This window comes from Aequorivita sinensis (assembly GCF_006346335.1).
In the GTDB taxonomy this organism is placed as follows: Bacteria; Bacteroidota; Bacteroidia; order Flavobacteriales; family Flavobacteriaceae; genus Aequorivita; species Aequorivita sinensis.
In genome coordinates, this window is record NZ_VDMC01000008.1 from 124,686 (window position 1) to 143,137 (window position 18,452).

The window sequence follows — 18,452 nt, forward strand, 5'->3', positions numbered from 1 at the left end:
TTCTAAGAATATCGAATGCTATATTAAAAAAACTTTAGAGTAACTCTTTTGGAATTTCACACACTGGAATCGGAACCATTTTATGTTTGTTGGCACGATTTAATCGCGTATAAATATCGTATACAGTTTTTTCTCTTCCGTTAAAATCGGCACTAGATTTTCCTGCCTCTGTCATTTTCATTGCCCATTCCAATTCATCATAACTTGCACCTAGTTGGTCTTCATCGGATCTGCTATCCCCAAACAAACCATCGGTAGGAGCGGCTTTCATTATAGAATCTGGAATATTTAAAACTTCGCCAAGCTTGTAAACTTCGCTTTTCATCAAATCTGCAATAGGGCTTAAATCTACACCACCATCACCGTATTTAGTGTAAAATCCTACACCAAAATCTTCAATTTTATTTCCCGTGCCAGCAACTAAATAACGATGTAAGCCTGCAAAATAGTAAAGCGTAGTCATTCTTAACCTCGCTCTAGTGTTTGCTAGGGAAAGATCGAGGAAACTATCGTCTTCAGTTTGGGGAACTTCTTTTTTGAATTCCTCAAATACTGAAGTTAGATTTACCTCGGTATTACTAACATTTGAATAATTATCTTTTAGAAACTGGATGTGCTCTCTCCCACGACTCACTTGATTTGGAGCCTGATGAATAGGTAATTCTACACAAAGTGTCGGCAAACCTGTTTTTGCACATAATGTTGAAACAACAGCAGAATCAATTCCGCCGCTTATACCTAACACAAAACCATCAGTTTTTGAATTTACGGCATAGTCTTTTAGCCAACTTACGATATATTCGATTACTTTCTCGGTTTGCATTTTTTTGATATTTATAAAATTTATATTGATTTAAGGCCTATTTATTTCCTTAGCAGAGGTGTAACTACATAAAACTTTTAAACCCTAAACTTTTAAACTCATTCAACAATAAGGTACCTTTGCACGTCAAAAAGTTGATAAAGGTAAAATTAATTAAAATCAATGGCGTTAACCAATAGAAACATTTTTAATTCTATGCGATATATTTTTCTACTTCTTTTTGGAGTTCTTTTGTTTTCGTGTAATAGCGATAGTAAGTTAGAAAAGGAAATTCAACAAATCCCGATGGATGTACAAATTGTACGTTTCGACAAGGAGTTTGCCGATGCCTCGCCTGCCGATTTACCAGTTTTAAAGCAGCGTTTTCCGGAGTTTTTCCCAGTGCAATATCACGATAGCATTTGGGTACAAAAATTAACCGATACCCTTCAAAATCAATTGGAAGATGAGGTTTTTAAGGTTTTTCCAGAAGCTCAACTTATAGAAGACGATATCATTCCGTTATTTCAGCATATAAAATATTATTTCCCACAGTTTTCGACTCCCTTGGTCGTTACAGTAACTTCCGATGTAGACTACAGAAATAAAGTTATTCTTGCCGATAGCATGTTAGTTCTTGCATTAGACAATTATTTAGGTACTGAGCACGAGTTTTATGGAGGGATTGATAAATATATTAAAAAGGAAATGAAGCCTTCACAGCTCATTCAAGATGTAGCTGAAGTTTATTCAAGAGAATATATTAAGCCACCTTCTAATTCCACATTCTTAGGACAAATTATTTACTATGGAAAAATGCAATATTTAAAAGATGTATGGCTTCCAAAAACTTCAGATGCTGATAAAATGGGGTATTCTGAAGAAGAAATACAATGGTCTGAGGAAAATGAACTCTATATGTGGCGTTATTTTGTAGAAAATGAATTGCTCTATAGTACCGATCAAAGACTAGGTGCACGATTTATTAATCCGGCTCCTTTTTCTAAGTTTTATTTAGAAATAGATAATGACTCTCCAGGAATGTTAGGACGATATATCGGCTGGCAAATAGTGCGCGCATATATGGATAATAATGATACAACTGTTCAGCAATTAATGATTACCGATGCTGACGAAATATTTAATAATTCAAAATACAAACCAAAGAAATAATGGCTGTAAAACACAATTCTGAAATAAGACTAAACGTTGGTTTAGACGAAAATAAAATCCCTGAAACTATACATTGGACAGCCGAAGACGGCGGAGTTACAAATGAAGAATCGAAAGCTGTAATGCTGTCGGTTTGGGATCATAAAAACAAAGAGTCTTTGCGTATCGACCTATGGACAAAAGAGATGCCAATGGATGAGATGAAAATTTTCTTCCATCAAACGTTAACCGCCATGGCTGATACTTTTCAACGTGCTACAAACGATGACAAAATGAGCGATACAATGCGTGACTTCTGCGATTATTTTGCAGAAAAATTAGAGCTTAAAAAAACAAAATAAGATTTAGTTTATAAGGCAAACCTTACTTTGTTTTTGCAGGGTATATGGTTTGCTTTATAAAATCTTTTGGGAATTCTTCGTCTCCTTCAAAACCTAATTCAATATCTCTACCATCGTGGGGTACGTGACTGGTTTTAAATAGGTAGTCCCATAAACTTAAACTGATTCCAAAATTTACACCGTATTGGTGATTTTCTGGCAGTTCTTTTGCGTGATGCCAAATGTGCATTTTTGGATTGTTGAAAATATATTTTAACACACCGTAATCCCAGCCTAGGTTTGCGTGGTTTAAATGCCCAATAGTAAGAGCAGAAAAATGTACAATTGCTACAGATTGTACATCAAAACCACCAATAACTGCTAGAGGAATATATAGTAGAGACTTATACACTATGGGTTCCATCCAATGATATCGCAGATGTCCTGCAAATCCCATTTCTTTTATTGAATGGTGTACTTTATGAAAGTTCCAAAGGAATGGAGAGTAATGAAGTAAACGATGCGTATTCCACTGTACAAAATCTGTAATTAAAAAGAATACAAGCAGGCCGAGTCCGAATGGGAGTGCATTTAAATCTAGAAGCTGAAAATCTGAAATCTTTAACCCTATTAAACTCAGTAAATCATTAAAAAGCTCAGCGGTTGCATTTGAAAGAAAAATAAGAACAATCAGATTTAATAAGAAAAAGTTGAAGAACATATAGAATGTGTCCATCCAAAAATCTTTTCTGAAGATTTTCTGATCTTTTCTCCAAGGGAAAAGTAACTCCAATGCCCAAACTATTAAGGAGACAAGGATAAGTCCGTAGAAGTAGTTTTCCCAATGAAAATGAGTGATTTCCTTCCACAAATAATTAAAGTATCCGTAGTAAGAATTCTTGAATATTTCTATGTATTTTTCCATTGTTTATCTACGAAAGCTGACAGTTTTCTAAAGCGAAAAAGGTTTGAAATTGGTTTATTCTATTATAAAATCTAAATTTTCGTTTATTGGTTTTCTTTGTCTGTGTATAAGTTTGAAATTTTCAATATCGTTGAAAAAATCAATAACCTCTGTTCTTTTTAAAGCTGTTGGTTTTGGGGAGATTATTGAATTATATGAGCTGAATTTATAATTTTCAAAATTATCAATAATTCTGTGGTTTTCAGGATTTAAATGGATGTATAATATTAATTGCTTTAAATATTTTTCTTCAGAAATTCTTATTCTTTTAAATGGTCGTTGAAATAAACTCCCAACTCTTTCATATTTTTTATTGAATGCTTTTGAATATGCATTGAACATATTTGAAAAAGCTTGAGATGGTTTTTCTGCGTTTTCTTTAATTTGAATTAGTAAGTGAAAATGGTTTTTGAGAAGGCAATAGCAATAGATATCTGCAATAGGAAGAATGTATTTTCTAACTAATTTTAAAAAATAATAATAGTTTTCATCTTCTTTAAAAATATCTTGTTTATTATTCCCGCGATTGAAGATGTGATAGAAATATGTTTCTTCTAAAAAATCCATATTTTACGTGTTGAAACCTGACAGGTCTAGATTGTGAAATACAATTTACTGTTGAACTTACTAAATTAATTAATTATATCGGGTTCTGTATTAGATGCAAACCCAATAAGTTTTGCGTGTTTAAACCTGACAGGTTTTTGAAACCTGTAAGGTTTGGTGTTTGAATTAAATTTTTTTATTGAGTTTGCTAAATTTAGTTATTATGTAAGATTTTGTTTTGGCTGCAAATTCAAAATATTTTGGATGTTTAGACCTGTCAGGTTTTTGAAACCTGACAGGTCTGGATTGTGATATACAATATTTTGTTGAACTCACTAAACTAAGTAATTATATTGGTTCCTGAATTGGATGTGAATTCAACATGTTTTGCGTGTTTGAACCTGACAGGTCTCGAATAGGTATCGCACTTCAACTTACAACTGCTTAATTAACTCAGTAAATAATGTTATCATATCTGGTTCTGCTTTGTTGGCAGCAGCAATAATATCTGGAATGTTGACTGGTTTTAGATTGTCTGGATCACATTCGTCTGTTAAGACTGAAATGGCCGAAACTGGAAGTTGTAAATGGTTTGCAACAATTATTTCTGGCACAGTACTCATTCCAACGGCATCTGCGCCAATAATTTTTAAATAGCGATATTCTGCTCGGGTTTCAAGTTGCGGGCCTACAACGCTGGCGTAAACGCCCTTGTGAAGCGTTATGTTGTTGTCTGTAGCAACTTGTTCAATAATTTTATTCATTTCTGCATCATAAGGGGCGCTCATATCTACAAAACGTTCGCCCATTTTTTCTACACCTCTAAAGGCTAGGGGAGAATCACCTTGTAAATTAATATGATCGTCTATAAGCATTATTTCTCCTTTGTTGAAGTTGAGATTAATTGCTCCCGCTGCATTGCTTACCAAAAGGCGCTTAATTCCTAAAAGATGCATAACTCTTACAGGGAAAGTTACATCGCGAAGTGTATAGCCTTCATAAACATGAAATCTACCCTGCATTACTACGATTTTTTTGCCTTCTAGTGTGCCGTAAATTAATTTTCCTTTGTGAAACTCTACAGTCGCAGTGGGGAAGTTAGGAATGTGATTGTAGCTAACTTCGGTAATTATATCTATTTTCTCAACTATTTTCCCGAGACCAGTACCTAGTATTATTCCTATTTCTGGTTTTTCAAATCCGCGATTTTGAAGGTATTCTGCCGCTTCTTTTATAAATTTTGATACGCTCATATCGTTACTTTTTATTGACTGTTTAAATAAAATTACTATCTAAATGAGGTGGTAAAAATTGCTGAAAAGCTTCTACATCTTTTATATCCTCGTAGTAATCAATATCATTTTTTTCATCTAATAAGGTGTACTTAAATTGTCTTAAATCGTTTAACGTTGATTTTAAAACACTATCAGTACCCCAAATTTTATTTTCAAAAACTTTGGTGTTGAGTTGTTTCATTCCTAATAGGTAATAGCCACCATCAGAGGCAGGGCCAATAACATAGGGTGATGTTTGCAGTGATACAAAAGCTGTTTCTAAATCTTGAGTACCCATGTCAAACATATCGCTTCCAATAATAATTACGCTTTCATAACCCATTGAAAATACATCTGAAAAAGCATTTTTCATCCGCTCTCCTAATTCATTTCCAGATTGCAGTTTTTTTCTAAAGATATCTGGATTCCATAAATCGTTTCGATGAATATTTTCTGAATAAAAAACGAATTTATCTACATTTAAATTTTCAGTAATTTCAGCAGTGTGCTTTAAAAGAAACTTATAGATTTCCAAAGCATTTTCATCCCCAATTGTTTTAGCTAAGCGTGTTTTTACCTTTCCTAATTCTGGATTTCGGGTAAAAATAATCAATGCACTTTTAGAAGTAGGGAAGTGAAAATCGGCAGCCATACTATTGGCATCGTCTGAAGTATTTGGGTTAATTATTGCCATTTGTCAGTAGTCAAAATAGTTTTTTATCAGCTTAATTCTGCTTTTTTATTTTTTTAAACTGAAGGGAAATAATAAGCAAACTTATGATAATTCCAAAGCCAGCCGCAAGATTTTGTTCCGAAGCAAAACTGTTCCAATTCACCATTCCTAAATTGATGCCTAATAGAATAAAAGCTCCAATTAATAATAAAACGTTTTTATTTGATTTCATTTTTATTCAATTATAATATAAATCCTGTGATGTTTAAGATTTAGTAAACAGGATTGCCAGTTTTTAAATAATGACTCCAACGTCTAGAAAATGTGTGGATATTTTCGGTTTCATTCCCTTTAGAATCAAGAACCGAATAGCCTTTATTTTTCCATTCAAAGATTCCACCATAAAGGTTTTTTACATTTGAAAAGCCTACATCTTTTAATTTTTCACCAATTCTTTCAGAACGTATTCCAACCGAACAATAAACAACTATCTGTGTATCTCTATCTAAATTTTGAAGAAGCTTATCTTCCGATGAAAACTTTTCAAAACCGATGTTTTTTGCTGAAGTTATGTGACTTACATTAAATTCATTTGCTTCTCGTGTATCTAAAATAACTACTGAGTTTTCTATTAATAAACTCTGTAGTTCCTCAACAGAAATATAGGGGATACTACCTGAGTTGTTTTGTTGCAATAGAATATCTAAACTTTTTTGAGTTTGACCGCTTGCAAGACTAAATCCGAAGAGGAAAAATACGAAAATGAAACTTTTCATAAATAAACTAACACCTGTGCTTAACTGTTTCATTATTTATTCAGTAACTGTACCTTGGCAACTACTTCCTGCACCAGCTGTACATCCATAACAATGCTGAGAAATTACAATGTTTCTGTTGTTAAGTATTTCCTCATTGTATTCAGAGATGTGTTGGATTTTGCTAGCTACCTTTAATTCTAACATTTGGTTGAAATCACAGTCATACAAAAATCCGTCCCAACTGATAGAAATGGTATTCCTACACATTACGTTTTTAACAGCAGCGGGATTGTATGCATCTACTAATGAATACATATAATCTTCATAGTTATCCGAAGCTATTAAGTAATCGAGGAACCTTGAAATGGGCAAGTTTGTAATCGCAAATAGGTTATGAAACTGGATATTAAAATCTTCAAGTAGTGCTTTTTTAAAATCTTTTTCCATGCTAGCTTGATTGCTAGGAAGAAACGCTCCACTAGGATTATAAACTAAATCTAACCGTAATTCGCTATTTGGCATTCCATAGCCTACAGCATTGAGTTCTTGTAGCGCTTTTATAGATTGGTCGAATACGCCTTCTCCACGTTGCTTGTCGGTTTTGCCACGCGTCCAATGTGGCATGCTGCTTATAATGTGAACATTGTGTTTTTTAAAAAATTCAGGTAAATCGTGATATTTTTTATTGGCTCGGATAATAGTAAGATTACTTCTTACTATAAAATCTTTAATACCAACTTTGCTAGCTTCTTCTACAAACCAGCGAAAATTAGGGTTCATTTCTGGCGCTCCACCGGTGAGGTCTAAGGTATGTGCTCCCGTGTTTTTTATTACATCCAAACACTGCTCCATAGTTTCCCGCGTCATTATTTCCTTTCTGTCTGGCCCTGCATCTACATGACAATGTTCGCAAACCTGATTACACATATAACCAACATTGATTTGTAGAATTTCTAAACCTTTTGGTCGTAGCGGAAATTGATTTGTTTCGTTTATTTTTTCAGAAAAAGTAGGAAGTTCTCCATTAGCAAAAATACCATTGGAGAGTTTTTCGAGTTGTTTATTCGCTACAGCAAGATCACTATTGCGTTTGTGAAGTGATTGTTGTTTTTTTTTCTTTTTCTCTTTCAGCATAGAATGTTTTAATTGAATTCCTATAAAAGAATCAGTAGTCGTTGAAATTTATCCGTCTAACTTATTTACTTTATTCATCATCATTACGCCGTGGACAAGTGTTGCACCGCTTTTTATTGCTGCGCCAACGTGTACGGCTTCCATCATTTCTTCTTTAGTAACACCTCGTTGAAGGCTGTCTTTAGTATAGGCATCGATGCAGTAAGGGCACTGTTCTGTATGTGCAACTGCTAGCGCTATTAAAGCCTTTTCACGAGCGGTAAGCGCGCCTTCTTCAAAAACTTTTCCGTAGTATTCAAAAAATTTCTCACCAAGCTCTTCGCTCCATTCAGTGATTTTACCAAATTTTCTTAAATCCTTAGGGTCGTAATAATTATCTGAAGCCATTTTATTATAAAATTTATGTATTTGAAGATGGTAGAATCTTCATTTAATGTAAATATAGATAAGTAGTTTTTGAAAACGATAGATGTTAACTAAAGTTTCAAATCTTTTAATCGAAAGAATAAACTACCCCTGTTGTTAGTTCGTATTGGGAATTTGGGATTCCTTCGGCAGGTATCTCATCGTAATTAAAAGTGTAGGTGGTTTTAAAACTAAAATTTTTGAAGAGATGAACCAATAATGATGTTTGAGAGGAAACTCTATAATCGTCTGTTATACTTTTTAGCATAGGTTGGTAATAGGTAGTGCTAATTACGGTTAGGTAGTCTTGAGGATAAAGACTAAAGGAAAAGTAAACAGAACCTCTTATCCCTTCTTTAATTGGATTTAGAATGTCATCTCGTTTTTCGTGTTCATACATCAGTAAAGTTCCTAAATAGAATTTATAGTCTTCTAGCTGTGTTAGTTTGAAACGCGGTCCCGTTCCTACAAGGCCGCGAAAGTCGATTTTAGAAACTTTATTGTATTGACCTTGACCAAAAACTTCCCAGGTTATGTTTGGGAGAAGCTTGTAGTTATAGCGAAGATGTTGAATACCTCTGTTTTCAAATTTATCACCTTCAATTCTTTGAAATTCTATTTCATTTTTAAGAAGGACTAAATGTCGATTCATTTTGTATTGTACGTGAATGTTATTCTTTATACTCAGCTTGTCATTAACATCACGTTTTAAAGCAAAGTCTAAACTAGTTGAACCTGAAAATCCAGATGTGTCTGTAACTCTTCTAAAGGATTCGGCATTTATAACTTGGGCGCTTATATTGAAAGATAATAGAAGGAATAAGGGTAATAAAATATACTTCATAGTCAAGAAAGTAATTGGTTACGATTATTTGTCTACTTTATTTTCAAGGTGCTTCTTTAATACAATTGCTTGATTGTGTTTTGTGTCCTTAGCGCCAAACAAAAGAGTAAGTTTATTTTTCTCACTTTTTTGAAGAAGCTCAGTTACCAAATCTGTATGCTTTTCAAGTTCTTCGTTGTATTTTTTTGAAAAGTCATTAAAGCGTTCTACTTTATGATTGAACCATTTTCGAAGATCTGAGGATGGAGCAATTTCCTTCATCCATTTGTCAAGTTTTGCTTCTTCTTTACTTACGCCTCTAGGCCATATACGGTCTACTAAAACCCTATAGCCATCATCCTTAGATGCTTCTTCATAAATTCTTTTAATTTGAATTTCCACAAGCTATAAGTTTTTGTATCCCATTATCAAACCTCACTATTGTCCTTTACCAACTCATTGTTGGTTAACAACCCAAGTTATTCACCCCAAGAAGCAAGTTCTTCTTTAGACCAAAGGTTAGGGAAAAATTTACGCTGCTGGTATTTTGGATGCAGGTATTTTTTCCATTCCGAACCACCAGTAGCGGCCTTATTTTCACCTTTACTATCTAAATAATGTTGTGCAGTATCCAAATGAACTAATGGCCAAGCTACATTGTAAAAATGGTCAAACTGTTTTAGTTTTTCCTTTAGCTCATCAGAAGGGTTGTCCATTTGCATCACTCTTTCTTCAAGAGTTTTACCTTTTAGTTTCTTGGCTAAAGATTTAAAATCATCTTCGTATTTTTCTATAAATTGGATAAGGGTTAATGTCTTTTTGCCTGTTTTCCTATTATATCCAGCATCTTTCCAATATAGATTTTCAAAATAATCGTCTAAAGTCGGGTTTTCAGGTAATCTTTCTTGCCCCTTGCTATTCACCAAATTTTCAAGTTTAGTGCTGTATAGTTCTAGATAGCGAAAGGAAGCACTTTGGAATCCGCTAGCAGGTGTAAGTGTAGATCTGAAGATGTTATAGTCTTCATAGCTCATTCCTTCTTTCATAATATCGAAAGAGGTGATAAGCATCCTTGTGTATCTTTTTAGTCTATCTAGTTTTGTAATCCAAATATCTTCTGAAAGATTTTCACCTTCTGAAAGTTGTTTGATTTCGTGTATCATCATTTTTAAAGTAAGCTCTGTTACTTGATGATACATTACAAAAATCTCTTCGTCTTTATAATCAGTTCTAGTTTTTTGCAGCGATAGCAATGTGTCTACTTGTATATAATCCCAATAATTAATTGGTTTGGCTTGTAGCAATCCTTTTAGGTATGTTTCAGGATTTTCACCAAGATTGGTGTATTTTTCTACAAGGGCTTCAATAAGTTCTTTATTATCCATGATGATTAGATGTGTCTTTTTCTTTTTTTTAAAAATAAAGAATTTTTATAGTATGGTTTGTTAAAAAATGCTTTTTAAAGAAAAGCCCTGTTACAAAAAATTGCAACAGGGCTTTTAAAGTTTATGTGAAGTTAGCGACTAGTAAAAGTTAGCGCGGTTATCTTCAATTTCTGCTTTCTTTTTAAGTGCGTTATAAACTGCGTTCTGAGCACCAGGTACAGCTTGATTGCTCATTTGGTTTGCATAATTTGCATATGATTCCATTTTTGGAGCAGGGTTGAAGGCAGTTACTTTTATTTTGTAAACACCTTTGTTTCCATCTATCAATGCAGTAGTTTCACCAGGTTTAGTACCAAAAGCAATTCCTACAGCTTTAGGTTCTCTGCTTGCACCAATTGTTGGAGCAGCCATATTTACACCTGTTGCAGTTTGAACAATTACTCCTTGACTTTTAGCAATTTCGTCTAAAGTAGTACCAGTAATTGACTCACGAATCATTTTCGCTTTTTTCTCGTTGCGTAAAATTGGAATAACTCTACTAGAAGCATCTGCAACACTCATTAATCCTTTTTCGTTCTTACGTGAAACCTGAGCGATTACATATCCGTTTGGTACACTGAAACGTTTTGTGTCACCAACCTTAGTGTCTTTTTCAAAAGCCCAGTTGATAATTGATCTGTTATCTCCGATACCAGGGATATTAGAATCCATTTTACCTAATTTATTTACTGGTTTTACTTCAAGGTTACTAGCTTTAGCTAATTCGTTAAAGTCACCGTCTTTTGCAGCAAGCTCAAATTTGGAAGCGTCAGAAAATACGTTGTTTATTGTTTTTTCTGAAGGCTCTACAGCTTTTACAACCGTTGCAAGTTTAAGAGCTTTTTTAGCAGCTGATTGCTTTCCAACTTCAACAATGTGGAAACCGAAATCTGTTTCTACTAAACCTACAGTTCCTGTTGGGTTGTTGAAAATAAACTCGTCAAATGGAGGAACCATTCTACCTGGAGTAGAGTTTCCTAAATCCCCTCCGTTATCTGCAGACCCATCATCAGAAAATTCTTCAGCAAGTTCAGCAAATTTAGATTTGTCTCTTTTAACAACACTTAAAAGGCTGTCTGCTAATCTTCTAGCTTCTTCTTTAGTTTTAGTGATTGTTTCTGGAGCACGCATTGTACCAACATATCTAATTAAGATGTGCTTAGACTCAGTAGAGTCTGGCATTTGCTTAGTGTCTAAAACTTTTGTTAGGTAAAGAGAGTTATCTACTTTAAATGGTCCGTAAACATCACCTTTGTTAAGGTTTATTAAGTTTTCTGCCTCTGATGCAGGAAGATCTTTTTTGAATAACCATTGGTCAAAGAAAGGAATGTCTGAATTTGCGTTTACAAATTCTTCGTAATCGTTAGTGTTTCTAAAACCAGGAATAGTATCGTTAGATTTTGTGTCTTGGTTGAACTCAACTTTGTCGTTTAATAAAGAAGTGATTCCAGCCTTAGCTTCTTCAGAATCAGATTCCGAAGGAGTTTCTTCGTAAAATACATATTGGATATCTGCTTGAGCATCTACCTTATAGTCGTTAGCGTGAGCTGACACATATTTTTTAATCTCATCTTCAGACACTTTAACTTCTTCGTCAGCAATTTTAGTGTAAGGCACTAAAACATACTGAAGATTTAAATTATCGTTTTTATAATGGTATTCTTGTTCAGCTTCAGCAATAGTAGCGCGTAATCCGCCCATGATCATATTGTTGTAGGTAGTTTGAACTACACTGTTAGCTATGTTCTCTTCGAATGTTAGCCATTGTGCATACATTTGAGGTGATGAAGCTTTAATGCTGGCAATATATTCTTGAATTTTAGCGTCATCAACTTGTCCTGCCTCATTTAAGAATGTAGGGTTATTTGCTAAAGCAGTTTTTAAAGCATTATCAATTTGAGCTTTTTCTGCAGTAATACCTACTTTCTCAATTTGTTCTTCCATTATTACACGGCGTAACTCACGATCCCAAACCATATTCATAGCTTGTGTAGCGTTTGCATTAGGTCCCATATTACGTTGGGTTGCCTCTACTTGCTCCATGAAGCTTTGTCTTGGAATTTCGTTACCATTTACCGTTGCAATGGTATCTTGACCTTTAGGTCCTGTACTTCCTTTTGATATAATATCGCTTAAAATAAAGGCGAAAAGTGCCAATGCGATAATAAGGATAAGAAATATCCCTCTTTTTCTAATGCTGTTTAAGATTGCCATTTGATGTTCAAATTTATAGGTGGCGAAAATAGCATTTTCAACTCATTAATAAAAACTAAATTGAAAAAAGTGGTGATTATTTAATTTCTAATCTTCGCCTATGTTTCTAACTTCCACTAGTTCTATCTTGGTGCTAGATACTTCTAGTATAGTGAAAAGGTGATTATCTATCTCTACGGTTTCCCCTTTATCGGGAATCTCTTCGGTGAAATTAACTATCAAACCGCCTAATGTTTCGTAGTTTTCACTTTCATTTAGATTTAAGTCATAATTTTCATTTATGTAATCTACTTCTAATCGTGCAGAGAATTTGTAGTGGTCTTCTCCGAGTTTTTCTTCGATTAAAGCGATGCTATCGTGTTCATCTTCAATGTCGCCAAAAAGTTCTTCAATAATATCTTCTACAGTAATAATTCCGCTTGTTCCACCATATTCGTCAATTACAACTGCTATACTTTTTCTTTTTTTGCTAAGAACGGCAAGCACGTCTTTAATGAGCATAGTTTCAGGAACAAAAATCACAGGCATCAATACCTTTTTAATTGTCGATGGCTTTTTGAAAAGTTCGAAGGAGTGTACATAGCCCAAAATGTCGTCTATGTTTTCTTTGTAAATTAAAATCTTAGAAAACCCAGTTTCAGTAAAAATTTTAGCTAATTCTTTTGGGGATGTATCAATATCAACGGCTACAATTTCAGTTCTTGGAATCATAGCTTCTCTAGATTTAACTTCAGAAAAGTCTAGTGCGTTTTGAAAAATTTGAATTTCCGAATCCATTTCTTCTTTGGTTTCGGCAATATCCATTTGTTCAGAAATATAATTTCCTAACTCTAATTTACTAAAGCTTAATTGAACAGTATCTCCTTCGGTTTTAAAAACGAATTTTAAAACTAGGTCTGAAATCCAGATTATAAATTCTGAGATTAATGAAAAAACAACGTAGAAAAAATAGGCGGGCACCGCGAATATTTTCACCAAGTTGTTGGCGTAGATTTGAAAAAATACCTTCGGAAGAAACTCCGCAGTCATTAAAATAACTAATGTTGATATAATGGTTTGAATTAATAAACCGCTAAATCCAGCGAGCGGAATATAATTCATGAGTAAATCACCCATATAGAAACCATATATAACTAGAGCAATATTGTTTCCTACTAGCATTGTAGCAATAAACTTTGAAGGGCGTTTTGTTATTTTTTTTAAAACTCCAGCTAAAAAGTTGTTTTGCTTTTTTTCAATTTCGATATGGATTTTATTGGAAGAAACGTAGGCTATTTCCATCCCCGAAAAAAATGCGGAGAGAATTAACATTGTAAAAATTATTATAATGCTATAATCCATAGGTTATTCAAGGTCAGAATTTAAAATTCAATATTCAAAATTACAAGTTTGTAATTTTAAAATGAATTATTTGTCTTGGTTATTCATCTTTTTCCTGAAGTTTCTTTTAAAGAAAAACATTCCAATTGCAACTACAGCGAAAAACAAATATAAATAGGCACGGCTTCTGTCGTCACTCCAATTGTTTACGGTTTCGTATATAAAAAACAATGCAACGGCAAGGTATGCGTATTCAAAAAACAAGTAAGCTTTACTTAACATCTTCAGTTTTATTTTTATCGATTAATTGGACGCCTTCGTTTTTTCGTGAAGAAAAAATTGTGAAGTCTTGATTTCCATCAAATCTTCCTCCGTTATTATAGGAGCCGTCCTTGAATTTTATTTGGTAGGGTTGATCTGTAAATACCCATTGATTTTTTTGATCCCAATAAAGCTGTTGAGCTTTAAGTATAACACTATCTGCTGTAACAATTACCACATTTTCACGCAAATCTACTAATCCAGTTCCGTCGTATTGAATAGCGTAATCAGAATTCACCGTACTTTTTTTACCTTCCTTATCCCAAAATCTAACTTCAATTCCATTTGGAAATTCTTTGTAAGGAAATTTTTGGTTTGAAAAATCTAGTAGTTTTTCTGCTAAAAGGTTGGTAATAAGTTTGCCGGAATCTGTGTATTTAAAATTTATTCCTTCACCTTCTGCGATAGGGGCGCCATCAGAAAGTGTGAGTTTTTTTACGTTTTTATAATTGCTTTCACATGCAAAAAGCGTGATGACCATAATTATGGCCATCACGCTTTTAACAATATTTATACTTGTGATCATTCTTATAAGTTAGGAACCCTAACGCTACCGCCAACCCAGCAGTTAAAGGTAACTGTTTTTCCAGCCATTCCTTCGCTAAAGATATCACTTTTTTGTGGAGCACGTCCTCTGTAGCTACTTGCAGCAGCTCTAGCGTTGCCAGCGATAGTTCCATCAACACGTGCAGCTTTATCCATCATATCGGCAGCTAACCAGTACATAGCTCTCTTTTCGAATACAGTAGTTCCACATCCGTTTGCGCTGTCTGCGTACATAGCTCCAATTTTGTAATAAGCAATACCAGCAGATGGCTTAGCTTCTAACATTTTGTTGTAGTAGTTTCTTGCAGTACCAAAACTTCCTTTCTTACGGTAGTTTTCAGCGATACTGTAGTAGATACGCGCTTTCTTAGAGTTGTCTTTTTCAAGATCAGCAGCTTGGTTGAAGTACTCTAATGCTTTAGATGACTTTCCTTCAGCTTCAGCTTGCTTTCCTAATAGGTAAGCAGATGTTGAACTTGGCTCTAATTCGTGAAGACGAACAGCTAACTTGTTTGAAAGTGGGCTATCACAATCTTTTGCATCCAATCTGTTACTTGCAGACTTAATCCAATCGATATCGTTTTTCTTCTCTTCGTAATCTTTTTCGTAAAGTGGAATTAAGTTAGGGCAATCAGCTAGCTGACCTAATTTACCATTTACACTTTCTTCTACAGTTGTATAAACACTTAAGTTGTTTTCGTAAACAGCTTTAGCACGTTCTTCTTTGCTAGTAAGCGCTGTTCCGCTTTCAGCTTTGTTTAATAAAACAGTAAGTTTTTCAGCTAGTGAGTTTTTTTGAGAATCAATTTTAGCAGTTACTTGGTCGTAAAGATCAAATATTTCTTGAAGTTCTTTTTCTCCTGAATTGTGTAAATCTACAGCTAAAGAGAAGTAAGTGTACAAGCTCTTTCCACTAGTAAAATCTTCTGGGTGCTTGTTAAAAGCAGTGTCAAAAGCGTTAAATTGTTCCTTTTTAGTTCCAATGTTGTTGTCGTACTTTAACTGTGCGATAGTAGAAAGAACATCTCCTTCCTTAGTTTTAGCAGGGAAGTTTTCAAGCCTCAATTCCCAAGCTTGAATAAGGTCTTTTACTTTACTTTTATCACCTTTTTCATCAATAAAATATTCAAACATTTTTACACCATATTGGTAAGTAGCGATATGGTAGTTTGGACATTCTTTAATTAATTGTTCGTAATAAGGAAGTGCGGCTTCGTAATTTTTAATTCTAGCCGGCTCGGTAAAGTATGATAAGGTAATTGCACAATCATCAGGAGCTTGAGCAAATGTTTTTGCTGAAGTTGCTAATAAGACAATGGTAAATAGTAAAATGAATTTAGTTTTCATGGAATTGCTGTTATTGTATTAATCGTATAATCTTTTTTCGAACCAACGGTCATTTAGTGAGAAACTCAAATATGTATTAAAAAAGTTTTCTTGTATCAATCCAAAGTCGGTGGTTCCGCGTTTGCCAATTTCAAACCCTAAGTTCATGTTAGAGAATAATCGACCTACAGGTAGTCCTAACCCAAAAGATATGCCAAACTCGTTTATGTCCTGACCATTTACAGCTAAACCTGTCTGTTCAAAACGTGCTCCAGCTCTGTAAACCACTCTGTCAAAGTAGTTTCCAAATGAATTGTAATTAGGAATATAATATCCACCTAATTTAAATTTAGATGCATTTTTGTAAGTTACTTGATCTATGGTAAAAGTGCGATTTGAGAAATTGCTAGTTTGTTGGTTGGTGTATTCAACACCAATTCCCCAATATTTAGGTTTGCTTAATCCTGCTCCTAAAGTTAATTGTGAGGGGAAAGTAAAGTCGGTATCCGCTACAGCAACTTCTCTTTCATCAATAGGAATTATCCCAACAGGGGAGATGTTTACAGTTCCTATTCTTCTAAAGTTTTCTGAATTAAAACTTGTACCAGGAGAATACGTTACAGAACCTGTTAATTCAAGCTTGTCTGTAATCATTTTCTTATACAGGGCACCAAAATTAAAGCTGAAACCTAATAAGTCTGAGCTATTGTAAATTTGAGTTCCGTATTGTAAATCAGATTTCTGAGTAGTTGCAGTGTTTTCTATCTTTCCGAAATTGTAGTTAGCATCTACTCCTAAACTAAATTCAGGTGTAACTTGATATGCTAAAGAAAGGAATACTTTATTTAAACCACCGCTTCCTGAGTATTCTGTAAGTCCGTCTGGTACTTCCGAATAAAAGTCATATCCAACTGCAGTGTAAGGTAGAAGTCCAAATCCCATTCCGAATTTACCCATAGGAATTCCCATAGCTAAATAATCTAATGACGTAGATGAAGTGTTTTGGCTACCAGTGTCGCTTTTTTGCTTTTGAGCTTTATGGCTCGCGCCTACTGAAAAGTTCACTAAGCGTAGTCCCGCATATCCCGCAGGATTCTGTAAGTTTATATGAATGCTATCTGTGAAGACACCGATTCCCCCCATTGATCTGTTTTCGGCAGTTCCGCGAAATTTCAACGATCCTATTCCATAAAAAGAATATGGCGAGGTGGTTCCTTCTTGAGCTAGCATTGTAGAGCCGGCTATTAGCAAAAATAAACCAATTACTATTTTTCTAAACATGAATGTTTGTTATATTCTAAAATATGGTTCAATCCCTCCAATAAAAAATTTGAGTTGGCAAAGATGTCATTTTTTATACTATCTCGCAAAAAATGTGTGTCTCCTCCTGTTAAAATAACTGTTAAATTCTCGTATTCCTTTTTATACTCAGCTATATAACCCTCAATTTCGAACAAAACAGCATTCACTATGCCCGAATGTATAGAGTTAGCAGTGTTGTTTCCTATATATGAATTTGGATGGGCTTTTTCTAATAACGGAAGTTTATCTGTAAACGTATGTAGCGATTTATAGCGCATTGTGATTCCTGGTGAAATGGCGCCGCCTAGATATTCATTTTCTGAATTAATAAAATCATAAGTGATGCAAGTACCAGCGTCGATCACCAATACGTTTTTATTTTTATACTGAAAAGATGCTGCGCTTATTAAGGCTATACGATCTATACCCAAAGTTTGAGGTGTAGCATATCTATTATTGAATGGAACTTTTGTTTGATGATTTAAACTTAAAACATCAAAACTCTCTTCTAATTTAGATAAATGTTCCTTTGAAAGATTAGCGACAGATGATATAATACAATTTTTAATAGAAGGAAATGTTTTTGAAATTTCATCCAAGGTTTTAAGAAAACTATCCTCGTTACTAGTCGTTTTCCACTTAATTGCCTCCAAATCAAACACTCCGAACTTTATTGAAGTGTTTCCTACATCAATTACAAGATTCATAATCATTATTAAGTGGGTAAAAGTACACACATGCTAATTAACTTATTGTTAAGGACATATTAAATAGAGAGAAAAAAAATCAATATTTTTTTCAAATAAAGTTTTGTGAAATCGAAATATGCTTTATATTTGCCGTCTCAAACAATGGTGCCTTAGCTCAGTTGGTAGAGCAACGGACTGAAAATCCGTGTGTCCCTAGTTCGATTCTTGGAGGCACCACTTAAAAACCCGAAACGCAAGTTTCGGGTTTTTTGTTTTATATAGTAATTCTAATTTTTAATAAACGTACTTATATACATAGTATATAGCTGGATCAAGAACAATTGTTGTGTTTATGCAAAAATCGTTGTTAATCTATACAGAAAGAATTCTACGTTTTTCACTCCTCTAAATTGTGCCCTAAATGCTTTTATCTTTGCA

21 protein-coding genes and 1 tRNA gene are annotated in these 18,452 nt (G+C 34.0%); 3 read left to right on the plus strand and 19 right to left on the minus strand.

What is annotated here, in order from left to right:
* Positions 1–34 precede the first annotated feature (34 nt).
* A complete protein-coding gene (nadE, locus tag FHP04_RS10100; protein ID WP_139855984.1) occupies positions 35–823 on the minus strand; it encodes an NAD(+) synthase in 789 nt (262 codons plus the stop codon).
* Between the two features lie 195 nt (positions 824–1,018).
* Between nadE and gldB the strand changes: the two genes are divergently transcribed.
* Together gldB and gldC are read left to right on the plus strand one after the other, a co-directional pair.
* The gene (gldB, locus tag FHP04_RS10105; protein WP_449369357.1) at positions 1,019–1,975 is read left to right on the plus strand and encodes a gliding motility lipoprotein GldB; all 957 of its coding nucleotides are present in this window, start codon (positions 1,019–1,021) and stop codon (positions 1,973–1,975) included.
* Positions 1,975–2,316, plus strand: a complete 342-nt coding sequence (gene gldC, locus FHP04_RS10110; protein WP_139855986.1) for a gliding motility protein GldC — start codon at positions 1,975–1,977, stop codon at positions 2,314–2,316. Before gldB ends, gldC begins: the two co-directional genes overlap by 1 nt.
* A 22-nt stretch (positions 2,317–2,338) precedes the next feature.
* On the opposite strand, the gene FHP04_RS10115 is transcribed toward gldC, so the two are convergent.
* From FHP04_RS10115 to FHP04_RS10200, 18 genes are all read right to left on the minus strand, one after another.
* Positions 2,339–3,220 carry a sterol desaturase family protein gene (locus FHP04_RS10115; protein ID WP_139855987.1) on the minus strand — a complete coding sequence of 294 codons (882 nt, stop codon included), beginning with the start codon at positions 3,218–3,220 and terminating at the stop codon, positions 2,339–2,341.
* A gap of 54 nt (positions 3,221–3,274) precedes the next feature.
* A complete protein-coding gene (locus FHP04_RS10120; protein WP_139855988.1) occupies positions 3,275–3,826 on the minus strand; it encodes a transposase in 552 nt (183 codons plus the stop codon).
* A gap of 413 nt (positions 3,827–4,239) precedes the next feature.
* Positions 4,240–5,058 (minus strand): purine-nucleoside phosphorylase, encoded by an 819-nt coding sequence (locus FHP04_RS10125; protein ID WP_139855989.1) that lies wholly within the window; start codon positions 5,056–5,058, stop codon positions 4,240–4,242.
* A gap of 22 nt (positions 5,059–5,080) precedes the next feature.
* Complete coding sequence (locus tag FHP04_RS10130; RefSeq protein WP_139855990.1) at positions 5,081–5,773, minus strand: TIGR04282 family arsenosugar biosynthesis glycosyltransferase; 693 nt, start codon at positions 5,771–5,773, stop codon at positions 5,081–5,083.
* A gap of 31 nt (positions 5,774–5,804) precedes the next feature.
* Positions 5,805–5,984 (minus strand): hypothetical protein, encoded by a 180-nt coding sequence (locus tag FHP04_RS10135; protein ID WP_139855991.1) that lies wholly within the window; start codon positions 5,982–5,984, stop codon positions 5,805–5,807.
* A gap of 40 nt (positions 5,985–6,024) precedes the next feature.
* Positions 6,025–6,561 (minus strand): rhodanese-like domain-containing protein, encoded by a 537-nt coding sequence (locus tag FHP04_RS10140; protein ID WP_246051412.1) that lies wholly within the window; start codon positions 6,559–6,561, stop codon positions 6,025–6,027.
* 3 nt (positions 6,562–6,564) lie between these two features.
* Complete coding sequence (arsS, locus tag FHP04_RS10145; protein WP_139855992.1) at positions 6,565–7,644, minus strand: arsenosugar biosynthesis radical SAM (seleno)protein ArsS; 1,080 nt, start codon at positions 7,642–7,644, stop codon at positions 6,565–6,567.
* Between the two features lie 48 nt (positions 7,645–7,692).
* Positions 7,693–8,031: an arsenosugar biosynthesis-associated peroxidase-like protein gene (locus FHP04_RS10150; protein WP_139855993.1), complete on the minus strand. Its 339-nt coding sequence runs from the start codon at positions 8,029–8,031 to the stop codon at positions 7,693–7,695.
* Positions 8,032–8,137: 106 nt separating this feature from the next.
* On the minus strand, positions 8,138–8,893 hold the full coding sequence (locus FHP04_RS10155; protein ID WP_139855994.1) for a DUF481 domain-containing protein: 756 nt from the start codon (positions 8,891–8,893) through the stop codon (positions 8,138–8,140).
* 24 nt (positions 8,894–8,917) lie between these two features.
* The gene (locus FHP04_RS10160; RefSeq protein WP_179951781.1) at positions 8,918–9,274 is read right to left on the minus strand and encodes a DUF488 domain-containing protein; all 357 of its coding nucleotides are present in this window, start codon (positions 9,272–9,274) and stop codon (positions 8,918–8,920) included.
* 77 nt (positions 9,275–9,351) lie between these two features.
* Positions 9,352–10,257, minus strand: a complete 906-nt coding sequence (locus FHP04_RS10165; protein WP_139855995.1) for a tryptophan 2,3-dioxygenase family protein — start codon at positions 10,255–10,257, stop codon at positions 9,352–9,354.
* Positions 10,258–10,395: 138 nt separating this feature from the next.
* Positions 10,396–12,510, minus strand: a complete 2,115-nt coding sequence (locus FHP04_RS10170) for a peptidylprolyl isomerase (protein WP_139855996.1) — start codon at positions 12,508–12,510, stop codon at positions 10,396–10,398.
* An 87-nt stretch (positions 12,511–12,597) separates the two neighbouring features.
* On the minus strand, positions 12,598–13,851 hold the full coding sequence (locus tag FHP04_RS10175; protein WP_139855997.1) for a hemolysin family protein: 1,254 nt from the start codon (positions 13,849–13,851) through the stop codon (positions 12,598–12,600).
* A 66-nt stretch (positions 13,852–13,917) separates the two neighbouring features.
* A complete protein-coding gene (locus FHP04_RS10180; RefSeq protein WP_139855998.1) occupies positions 13,918–14,112 on the minus strand; it encodes a hypothetical protein in 195 nt (64 codons plus the stop codon).
* Positions 14,102–14,677 carry an LPS export ABC transporter periplasmic protein LptC gene (gene lptC / locus FHP04_RS10185; protein WP_139855999.1) on the minus strand — a complete coding sequence of 192 codons (576 nt, stop codon included), beginning with the start codon at positions 14,675–14,677 and terminating at the stop codon, positions 14,102–14,104. Before lptC ends, FHP04_RS10180 begins: the two co-directional genes overlap by 11 nt.
* A gap of 2 nt (positions 14,678–14,679) precedes the next feature.
* Positions 14,680–16,044 (minus strand): tetratricopeptide repeat protein, encoded by a 1,365-nt coding sequence (locus FHP04_RS10190; protein ID WP_139856000.1) that lies wholly within the window; start codon positions 16,042–16,044, stop codon positions 14,680–14,682.
* 18 nt (positions 16,045–16,062) lie between these two features.
* Entirely contained in the window at positions 16,063–17,304 is a 1,242-nt protein-coding gene (locus FHP04_RS10195; RefSeq protein WP_139856001.1) for a porin family protein, read from the minus strand.
* Positions 17,289–18,032 carry a type III pantothenate kinase gene (locus FHP04_RS10200; protein WP_139856002.1) on the minus strand — a complete coding sequence of 248 codons (744 nt, stop codon included), beginning with the start codon at positions 18,030–18,032 and terminating at the stop codon, positions 17,289–17,291. The genes FHP04_RS10195 and FHP04_RS10200 overlap by 16 nt, the downstream gene beginning before the upstream one ends.
* Positions 18,033–18,178: 146 nt before the next feature.
* On the opposite strand from FHP04_RS10200, the gene FHP04_RS10205 reads away from it, so the two are divergent.
* Positions 18,179–18,251: transfer RNA gene (locus FHP04_RS10205), tRNA-Phe, on the plus strand.
* Positions 18,252–18,452 lie beyond the last annotated feature (201 nt).

What these genes read in the sequence shown, in the direction of transcription:
- nadE (WP_139855984.1), bottom strand. Translation starts at nt 823, where the DNA reads ATGCAAACCGAGAAAGTAATCGAATATATCGTAAGTTGGCTAAAAGAC.
- gldB (WP_449369357.1), top strand. Translation starts at nt 1,019, where the DNA reads ATGCGATATATTTTTCTACTTCTTTTTGGAGTTCTTTTGTTTTCGTGT.
- gldC (WP_139855986.1), top strand. Translation starts at nt 1,975, where the DNA reads ATGGCTGTAAAACACAATTCTGAAATAAGACTAAACGTTGGTTTAGAC.
- FHP04_RS10115 (WP_139855987.1), bottom strand. Translation starts at nt 3,220, where the DNA reads ATGGAAAAATACATAGAAATATTCAAGAATTCTTACTACGGATACTTT.
- FHP04_RS10120 (WP_139855988.1), bottom strand. Translation starts at nt 3,826, where the DNA reads ATGGATTTTTTAGAAGAAACATATTTCTATCACATCTTCAATCGCGGG.
- FHP04_RS10125 (WP_139855989.1), bottom strand. Translation starts at nt 5,058, where the DNA reads ATGAGCGTATCAAAATTTATAAAAGAAGCGGCAGAATACCTTCAAAAT.
- FHP04_RS10130 (WP_139855990.1), bottom strand. Translation starts at nt 5,773, where the DNA reads ATGGCAATAATTAACCCAAATACTTCAGACGATGCCAATAGTATGGCT.
- FHP04_RS10135 (WP_139855991.1), bottom strand. Translation starts at nt 5,984, where the DNA reads ATGAAATCAAATAAAAACGTTTTATTATTAATTGGAGCTTTTATTCTA.
- FHP04_RS10140 (WP_246051412.1), bottom strand. Translation starts at nt 6,561, where the DNA reads ATGAAACAGTTAAGCACAGGTGTTAGTTTATTTATGAAAAGTTTCATT.
- arsS (WP_139855992.1), bottom strand. Translation starts at nt 7,644, where the DNA reads ATGCTGAAAGAGAAAAAGAAAAAAAAACAACAATCACTTCACAAACGC.
- FHP04_RS10150 (WP_139855993.1), bottom strand. Translation starts at nt 8,031, where the DNA reads ATGGCTTCAGATAATTATTACGACCCTAAGGATTTAAGAAAATTTGGT.
- FHP04_RS10155 (WP_139855994.1), bottom strand. Translation starts at nt 8,893, where the DNA reads ATGAAGTATATTTTATTACCCTTATTCCTTCTATTATCTTTCAATATA.
- FHP04_RS10165 (WP_139855995.1), bottom strand. Translation starts at nt 10,257, where the DNA reads ATGGATAATAAAGAACTTATTGAAGCCCTTGTAGAAAAATACACCAAT.
- FHP04_RS10170 (WP_139855996.1), bottom strand. Translation starts at nt 12,510, where the DNA reads ATGGCAATCTTAAACAGCATTAGAAAAAGAGGGATATTTCTTATCCTT.
- FHP04_RS10175 (WP_139855997.1), bottom strand. Translation starts at nt 13,851, where the DNA reads ATGGATTATAGCATTATAATAATTTTTACAATGTTAATTCTCTCCGCA.
- FHP04_RS10180 (WP_139855998.1), bottom strand. Translation starts at nt 14,112, where the DNA reads ATGTTAAGTAAAGCTTACTTGTTTTTTGAATACGCATACCTTGCCGTT.
- lptC (WP_139855999.1), bottom strand. Translation starts at nt 14,677, where the DNA reads ATGATCACAAGTATAAATATTGTTAAAAGCGTGATGGCCATAATTATG.
- FHP04_RS10190 (WP_139856000.1), bottom strand. Translation starts at nt 16,044, where the DNA reads ATGAAAACTAAATTCATTTTACTATTTACCATTGTCTTATTAGCAACT.
- FHP04_RS10195 (WP_139856001.1), bottom strand. Translation starts at nt 17,304, where the DNA reads ATGTTTAGAAAAATAGTAATTGGTTTATTTTTGCTAATAGCCGGCTCT.
- FHP04_RS10200 (WP_139856002.1), bottom strand. Translation starts at nt 18,032, where the DNA reads ATGAATCTTGTAATTGATGTAGGAAACACTTCAATAAAGTTCGGAGTG.